This window comes from Acetobacter sp. AN02, assembly GCF_029759835.1.
Classification (GTDB): domain Bacteria; phylum Pseudomonadota; class Alphaproteobacteria; order Acetobacterales; family Acetobacteraceae; genus Acetobacter.
In genome coordinates this window covers 1-7,379 of record NZ_JAJJND010000105.1, presented here as the reverse complement: position 1 = coordinate 7,379, position 7,379 = coordinate 1, and the positions used below count along the sequence as shown (strand labels likewise).

General features: G+C 49.4%; 8 protein-coding genes and 1 pseudogene. 3 read left to right on the top strand and 6 right to left on the bottom strand.

Annotated features, from left to right (window positions below; genetic code table 11):
* Window positions 1-189, bottom strand: a pseudogene (locus LOC54_RS10625) (IS3 family transposase); the annotation flags it as partial.
* 302 nt (window positions 190-491) lie between these two features.
* On the opposite strand from LOC54_RS10625, the gene LOC54_RS12380 reads away from it, so the two are divergent.
* Complete coding sequence (locus LOC54_RS12380) at window positions 492-1,019, top strand: potassium channel family protein (protein WP_408740345.1); 528 nt, start codon at window positions 492-494, stop codon at window positions 1,017-1,019.
* Between the two features lie 212 nt (window positions 1,020-1,231).
* Here the strand turns inward: LOC54_RS12380 and LOC54_RS10620 are convergent, their stop codons facing one another.
* Window positions 1,232-1,603: a hypothetical protein gene (locus tag LOC54_RS10620; RefSeq protein ID WP_279313790.1), complete on the bottom strand. Its 372-nt coding sequence runs from the start codon at window positions 1,601-1,603 to the stop codon at window positions 1,232-1,234.
* A 94-nt stretch (window positions 1,604-1,697) separates the two neighbouring features.
* Complete coding sequence (locus tag LOC54_RS10615; protein ID WP_279313789.1) at window positions 1,698-2,414, bottom strand: replication initiation protein; 717 nt, start codon at window positions 2,412-2,414, stop codon at window positions 1,698-1,700.
* A 581-nt stretch (window positions 2,415-2,995) separates the two neighbouring features.
* Here LOC54_RS10615 and LOC54_RS10610 point away from each other — a divergent pair.
* Entirely contained in the window at window positions 2,996-3,283 is a 288-nt protein-coding gene (locus LOC54_RS10610) for a ribbon-helix-helix domain-containing protein (RefSeq protein WP_279313788.1), read from the top strand.
* Window positions 3,284-3,407: 124 nt separating this feature from the next.
* Here LOC54_RS10610 and LOC54_RS10605 read toward each other — a convergent pair whose 3' ends face one another.
* Window positions 3,408-3,947 carry a hypothetical protein gene (locus tag LOC54_RS10605; protein ID WP_279313787.1) on the bottom strand — a complete coding sequence of 180 codons (540 nt, stop codon included), beginning with the start codon at window positions 3,945-3,947 and terminating at the stop codon, window positions 3,408-3,410.
* Between the two features lie 2 nt (window positions 3,948-3,949).
* Window positions 3,950-4,252, bottom strand: coding sequence for a mobilization protein (locus tag LOC54_RS10600; RefSeq protein ID WP_279313786.1), 303 nt, complete (start codon window positions 4,250-4,252; stop codon window positions 3,950-3,952).
* 160 nt (window positions 4,253-4,412) lie between these two features.
* Between LOC54_RS10600 and mobQ the strand changes: the two genes are divergently transcribed.
* Window positions 4,413-5,699, top strand: a complete 1,287-nt coding sequence (gene mobQ / locus LOC54_RS10595) for a MobQ family relaxase (protein WP_279313785.1) — start codon at window positions 4,413-4,415, stop codon at window positions 5,697-5,699.
* A gap of 407 nt (window positions 5,700-6,106) precedes the next feature.
* Here the strand turns inward: mobQ and LOC54_RS10590 are convergent, their stop codons facing one another.
* A complete protein-coding gene (locus tag LOC54_RS10590; protein WP_279313784.1) occupies window positions 6,107-7,132 on the bottom strand; it encodes a fatty acid desaturase in 1,026 nt (341 codons plus the stop codon).
* Window positions 7,133-7,379 lie beyond the last annotated feature (247 nt).

Below are 7,379 nucleotides of genomic sequence, written 5' to 3'. Positions count from 1 at the left end.
ATATGTCGGACCGCCTGCCGTTTCGCGACAGGCGTCACCACTTTTTTCCAACAATTTCCTTCAGTGCCGCATTATCCAGCATCGCATCCGCCAGAAGACGTTTCAGGCGGATGTTTTCATCTTCCAGCCGGATTCCTGTTCCTTCAGGATCCCTATGATCTGCTCTTCCGTAAAGCGACTGCGTTTCATCCGTCCGGATCCTTCCGATCGGACTCTACTTTTAAATGGTTACACTTTCGGGGGGCGCGTCAACATCAATCAAGGGTTCTTCGATCCCTCCATCTGTTAAATGCGATATAAAATGCTTATGAAGAAGATCAGCTCTATAATCAGAAACCTATATCTTGATAAAAAGCTGGATGAAAATTTCTTCTTCGGTTACTACGGCATATGATGATGAGCACGACACAATGGAATTAAGGTAACTATGGAACGAACTAAAATAAAAAAAATTATCTTATTATTGAATAAAAATAATAAAATTTATTAAAATGAGATTTTTTTATAGAAAAAATGAAGAAATTTCATTATTTTCGGTGATTTATATCATAATAATATCAATTCAGGTTGTGTCTATATTATTATATAGCTTGAATTTAGTTTCAAAAGAAATTTCTATATTTGTAGGAATAACAACATCACTTGCGAGTCCAATATTAAGCCTTGTTGTTGGCACAAGGCTTTTTACAAAGCATAACCCACCTAAGATAGTAGCCTCTTTTTTTACTTTTATAACTTATTTATTTACGTGTATTTCTTTCGCTATAATTTATATTATATTAAACGACAATATGTATCATCCTTTTTCCATACCTTCGTCGGAAAAATACTTCTCTCTTCCAATAGCTATTTATTTTAGTATTATTACTATTACAACAACAGGATATGGAGACATATATCCTACCGCCGACCTATCACGGCTTGTTGTCGGTTGTGAGATTTTTACAGGGATGATCTATCAGTTCTCAATTTTTTCTTTGCTCACAACCTTTATCGAGTCATCAAAATCAAACCATTAGTCAGAATTCTTTTTCTTTCAAAAACTATTCAAAACGCTTTTTGAGTTAGGCTCTTGGTGATTTTCAACGACTTCCGATCATTGTCCATTGAAGGCCGGTCCCTGAGAGCGGGGCGCAAATCGTCTGGCCTTTTCTTTGGATAGGTTTGTAGCCTTCAATTCGGCATATGCCGAAGGCCTGAAGGAGATGAGCAGGGTGCGCCGGTCTGTTCGTCAAGATGCGACATCTCGATCATCGGTAATAGCTGCGGATTCAACTTTCCGGCTTCCCTGAACGTCTTTCAGCCCATCCCGTATGACATTGTAAGCCTTGCTGGCGACCGACTTAGGGACAGGCGCACCAGCCTCGGCCAGCCGGGAAATCATACTGACAAGACGCTCCGCGTCAGACAAGTCCACCATCTGTCTGACGGCATTGTCAGACGTATTTTCTCCCGGTTTTCTGCCGATTTTAACGTGTGAGCGAATGGCTCTGTCCAACCATTCCCCTATCGTGACACCCTCTCGTTTGGCCGCTGCAAGAGCGGCGTTTCTGACTTCGGGATGAACGCCACGGATTGACCATGGCTTCGGATCGTCTGTCATGTCTGACTCCACTGTATGACTTGTCTGGTATGAGTGGAGCATGGGGATCGTCTGTCTGTCATGTCTGACGTTTTTGTCGGACTTGTCAGACTGATTATGGTGGGGGGGACAGGTCGGGTTGCGGGTTCTTCCTGAACTCAAAGCGAAGCCGTGAGACCTTTCGACCCGCCTTGATGGGCGTCCACTGGATAAGCCAGCCGTCTTTCTCGACCAGTTCCTTGACAGCGGGCTCGATGATGCGGCGACGGATATTGTTGAAATCCGCCTTCTGTTTCTCTGTGGCGTCCATCGAGGCGCAGAAATCCTCAATAGTATATTCGGCTATCCCACTGTCCCGATAGTGCATGAGTAGTTCTAGGAGCCGCCATGAGTAGGCTGATCGGAGAGCGTTGGCTTGTTGCAGCTTGTAGGTGGTGAATTGTTTTTTTAGCCCCATGAGTGATGGGAGAAGGTCAGGCCACCATGACAGTTCAACCCAACCTTCATTCTCATGGTATTTGCACCGGCCTACCCATCGCATGTCATTGCGGATGGGTTTGAGTGGTTTTCCGGCCCGTGTGTAGGCAGGCTCGAAAAAGGTGATTTTACGGTCGAACAGGTGCTTTGCCGCATCCTGTAAGGCTTCGTAGGCTGTCCTGGCATCAACGGAGAATGTTTCAGCATATTCGGCTGCCGTGATCTTGGTTCGTGGCACAAGTGATGTGGGGGCTGGTGTCGGTGCCCGGCTATCCAGTTTGGATACGGCCAGCATGACAATACGCTTCTCCGCCAGCGTCAGGCCGTGACCTGCTCGTACGAGAGCATTGCTCATCGTAATCTGGGGGTCATGCGTGGGAATTACGGCGTATGTTTTGCGGCTTACTGCCGTTTTTGCGCTCAATTCCGTCACCTTCCGGGTAAATCCGTCTATTAATTTTAATGACGGAAATATCAAAATCAGTCAATTTTATTTTGTGACGGATTTACCCGGAAGGTGACGGAATTGAGGTGTGAGTAAGGGGTTTTGGGCCTGTGGATGACACCCGGAAAATGACGGATTAACCCGGAAAATGACGGATTAAACCCGGAAAATGACGGATTAACTGCTTGTATCTATATGAAATAAAAGGGTTTTTTTCATATAAACAAGAAGAAACAAGAAAAGAAAGGAAGTGGGTGTGAGCAACTGCTGTGGATGACACCCGGAAAATGACGCATTTCATGCCCCGACCTTCTCCGATGTCAGCGCCTATGGCGGGCTACGCCGCTCCGCGCTCGCCTGTCACCTGCACCGGCAGAGAAACCGGATAGGGAAAAATGCTCAAGAAGCATGAAGCAGGCCAGACGATCTCGCTTGAAGCGGTGCAGGCTTTTTCCTTAATAAGCGTTATTAAAACCAACTAAGGTGATGCCATGAGCGAGAAACTTTCAGCCGGAAAGCAGGTGGTCAGTGTGCAGATGCCTGCTGATCTGGTGGATGCAATGGATCGGTATGGGGAATCTATAGAGCGGCCCAGGTCATGGGTAATGCGGGAAGCCGTGGCGTCCTACCTCGCCTATGAGGCGGAAAAAGACCGGGCGACACGCCGAGCCCTGGCCGACGTGGATGTAGGCCGGACGGTTAGCGCCGAGGCCGTCAAGGCATGGGCTGACAGTCTCGACCAGGCTAACCCGCTCCCGCTCCCGGAACCCAGGCGGTGAAATATGAATGGACGGCCAAGGCCGTATCCGACCTGCAAACATTGCCCAGAACCCTCAAATTGGCCCGTAAATGGCTCAGGAATGGGGTGTGTGGTTGTTCTGGTGGGTTTTCTACTGGTGGAGGTCAGGGGCGCGCTACAGGCCACATGAGGCCTTTACCGGAGACGGAAACACACCATGTCCCTTTCTGGTCGGTTCTGATCTTGTAGCCTTCGATTTTGCACATACCGAACGCCTGAATCTGCCCCATCCTGTCCATTTCGTAGGCCATGCGGCCTGATGGTGAGGATACGGCCCATTCTGCCAGTGCATCGCGCTGCTTGGCTTCATGCTGCCCCTCAGCGAACCCTTGAGCGTATCCGGTTCGACTGCCTTTGATGTCACCCAGAAAGGCCGCACAGAACACGAGCGCGATGGCTCCAAATCCGCAGGTGATGAGGAGTGTGCGACGATCAGTCTCAATGTAGCTGGTGACGTCCTGTGCAGCTTCCTCAACGCGTTGAGCGGCTTTGGTGCTTTTGGCGTCCAGTGCCTCAAGCTGTTTTGCCAGGGCGGGCAGCTTACCGGAAATTTCCGAGTAGGATTTGTTGGACCGCTCAACGGTATTCTTCAGATCCTCAAACGCACGAAGTCCGAAATCATCCGTGTCGTCTGGTTCACTCATGCTCAGCCCTCACCTTGAGTTTGTGCTGGCCGAGGTGTGGCGAACCCGTGATCCTGAAAAGCTTTTATGTCCTGCTCACGAGATAGACGTTTGAGAAGGGCATCAATCACATTCGAGAAGCGTTCATCACCTTCTGCCGCTTTCAGAAGAGCACCACCCAAGATGATTTTCTGCCGATCTTCGATTTTTCGCTTCTGCTTATTCTCAGCATTGCGGGCATCTTTCAGAGCGTTCCGTGCTTGTTCAAGCCTCTTTTCAGCGTCAATAATTCTTTGGGATTTTGCTGTCTGGCTTGAATTGGTCATGTTCTGAACACTCCTCTGATTGTAACTCTATCATCAAATGACATTGCCTTCTAACCCTTCATGCCGATAGGTATTAAGGGCGCACTTATGCAAACTCTGCGAGTTTGCGTGCGACAGGGGCGAACCCCTTGCAACCCCATTGTGTCAGCGAGCCGATCCCGTGGCGATCTTCCACCTGTCCGTTAAGACCGTATCGCGTAGCACCGGCAGAAGTGCCGTTGCCGCTGCGGCTTATCGAGCAGGAGACACGCTGACCAACGAACGCGATGGACGCCAGCACGACTACGCCAACAGAACCGGGGTTGATGAGAGTTTCATCATTGCCCCAGCTGGTTGCGAGTGGGCGCATAATCGTTCTGCGTTGTGGAACGCTGCCGAGCAGACCGAGAAGCGTTCCAACTCAGTTACCGCTCGTGAATATGTGCTTGCCCTTCCCGCTGAACTGGACGCCAAAGACAGGGCAGACCTTGCGCGGTCTTTTGCCTCTGCCCTGGTCGAGCGTTACGGGGTAGCTGCTGATGTTGCCCTTCATGCCCCCAGTGCCGGTGGTGATGACCGGAACTATCACGCCCATATCCTCACCACGACACGGGAGGTCGAGCCGGACGGGCTGGGCAAGAAAACCCGCATCCTGGACGCCGCCAAGACGGGTGGGCCGGAGATCGAGAGCCTTCGGGAGTTATGGGCTATGCAGTGCAATGAAGCACTAGAGCGCCATCAGAAGCCCGCCCGCATTGATCACCGCAGTTATGAGCGGCAAGGCGTGGATGAAATACCGACCCTACATCTTGGGCCGACCAGCACCACGATGGAGCGCAGGCATAAGGCCGAGCAGGAGCGGAAGGGGGAGCCATACAAGCCCCAGACGTTCAAGGCTCAGGAGAACGAGCGCAGGCGCACCCTGAACGACCATGTGCGGGAGATAGTGCGCGAACTGGCCGCCACCGTCAGGGAGGTTGCAGCTCAGGCCATGGACGCCAGGAGGAAAGGGGTGAATGGCCTTCTGAACGCCTTGAGGGTGAAGGGAAAACAGGAAGCGGACGAACAGGCCAGACGGGCGGCAGAAGCCCGCAGGCGTGAGGAGGAACGCAAGGAAGTTTTGCGCCAGCAGGCACTCAGGGAAGCCAGAGAGCGGACTGTGCGGGAAGCCAAGGAGCGTATGGCCGACATGGCAAAGAGGGCGCAGAGATTGGCCCCAGATGTCCGTGATAGGTTCCTTGCAGGTGAATATCCCTCAGATCCGTTTGACCGCGCCCTGAAGGCTCACGGGCACCCTCTGGGCACTGCTGGACTGGACGCCGAGGAGAAGGCCGTAAGGGCGCATCTGAAGGTGTATCAGGAACAGGAAAAGCGCCAGCAGGCCCCAGTGCGAGGCCGTGGGCGTGGAGGGCCGTCACGTTCCCGGTCGAGGGATTACGACAGCGGCCCAAGTTTTGATCCATTCTGAAATAGAGTTATTTTCATTTGGGTAGTGGTGTGGGCAGGCGGTGGTAAACGCGTTAGCGTTTTCCACGGGCGGAACGCGGCCCGCAGGGCGGCGCACATATCCACCGGCAGGGAGTCTCACGGGTGGCACCGTGCGCGAGCGCGATTGCGTGACGTGTCACGAAAAGCGGCTTGTCTGGCGCTTCGCGGGCTGCGCCGCTCCTGCTCCGCACTCACCCAGACCTGAAATACCCATCAAATTGGCCCGTAAATGGCTCAGGAATGGGGTGTGTGAGTGAGGCGGTATTCTCCACCGATCAGTAACGAAATAGCGCCTGAGCAGCCTTGTTTTCTTTAAAATGCAAGCAGGTGATGATTACCCCGCCCATCTGAATATCCCAGAGCCTTCACCAGATGCAGAAAATATTCTCATCTCACAGAGTGTAGATTTACCATTGTCTTCGTTTTTTCATCCCAAAGAACGTTGGTGCGTGCTTCTCGTATTCCATCACGCCAATTCAAAATTTTCACACCCTGAAACACTGGATGTGCATCATGACATGATACTAATCGGTAGTTCGGGATGCCTGGAGCCATATGGTGAATATGATGTGTTCCAATATCCCCAGTAAACCACCTCATAACCCGGGGTAAACGTAGAAAAGAACAACCCATCACAGCAGCATCGTAGCTGTTCCACTCTGGGTGTGCAGACCATTGAACATTTTCGAATTTATGCTGAATTAAAAAAAGCCAGACCCCAATAATGGAAGCTGGATAGATCACCATAAAACTTACGAGTATGACGGATTTTAATCCAAGATATAAAGATAACGTTCCGTATATACCTAACAAACAAATATTTGTGGCATAGACACCTACCCGCTCACGTACCCAATGTAGTGGGGTATCAAATGCAAATCGATAAACAATAAAAAAAATTATTGGCGGCATTAAAAATATAGTTAGAAAACTTTGTTTACTCATTCGGTAAAAAAATTTCTTCAGTCGTGTCATTTTTTGGTAATCAGCAACAGTCATGCAATCTGAATAAAAATCAGAAATACGACCGCGAGTATCTAAATTATTCCAAGATGCATGATGCAAACTGTGATGCTTTTTCCAATGATCATACGGTGTTAAAGTTAACAACGAACACAACCATCCGATAAAATCATTTACTCTTCGGCTTTTGAATAAAGACCCGTGTCCGCAATCATGTTGAAGAATAAATGTTCGTATAGATAGACCTGATGCAATAGGTGTTAATAGCAAAGACCAGAAAAAATCTCGTTTTAAACCGTAGTAAATGAGATAATAACATAAAATAAGAGAAGGAATGGTGGACGCGACCTGAAATATACTAGAGGAAAGAATAGGATTCTGGTATTTTTTAACTGATTTCATAATTTCATTATGAACAGTTTCAGGGTTGTTTTTTTTATCGTATTTCATTTATTTCCTTATTTATTAGGAATGTTTACCATTTAATTTTCCAGAAAATCTAGCTGATGTGGCAGCTATTTCATTGGAAATAGGCAAAATTCAGGCCAGATAGTTTCCAAGTATTGACGTGTCTCCCTTTTTGTATCCACTCAAAAGGAGAATTCCCGTTTTCTATGGCCTGGGGTTGATGGGATGACAAGGGTCTCGGGGGCATGCCCTCGAGACCCTTGTCTGGCGATCTGATCCGGTGTCCTGC

Bases quoted from the DNA above. Each gene is read 5' to 3' on its own strand.
- LOC54_RS10615 (WP_279313789.1), bottom strand. From the start codon at position 2,414: ATGAGCAATGCTCTCGTACGAGCAGGTCACGGCCTGACGCTGGCGGAG.
- LOC54_RS10590 (WP_279313784.1), bottom strand. From the start codon at position 7,132: ATGAAATACGATAAAAAAAACAACCCTGAAACTGTTCATAATGAAATT.
- LOC54_RS10620 (WP_279313790.1), bottom strand. From the start codon at position 1,603: ATGACAGACGATCCGAAGCCATGGTCAATCCGTGGCGTTCATCCCGAA.
- LOC54_RS10605 (WP_279313787.1), bottom strand. From the start codon at position 3,947: ATGAGTGAACCAGACGACACGGATGATTTCGGACTTCGTGCGTTTGAG.
- LOC54_RS10600 (WP_279313786.1), bottom strand. From the start codon at position 4,252: ATGACCAATTCAAGCCAGACAGCAAAATCCCAAAGAATTATTGACGCT.
- LOC54_RS12380 (WP_408740345.1), top strand. From the start codon at position 492: ATGAGATTTTTTTATAGAAAAAATGAAGAAATTTCATTATTTTCGGTG.
- LOC54_RS10610 (WP_279313788.1), top strand. From the start codon at position 2,996: ATGAGCGAGAAACTTTCAGCCGGAAAGCAGGTGGTCAGTGTGCAGATG.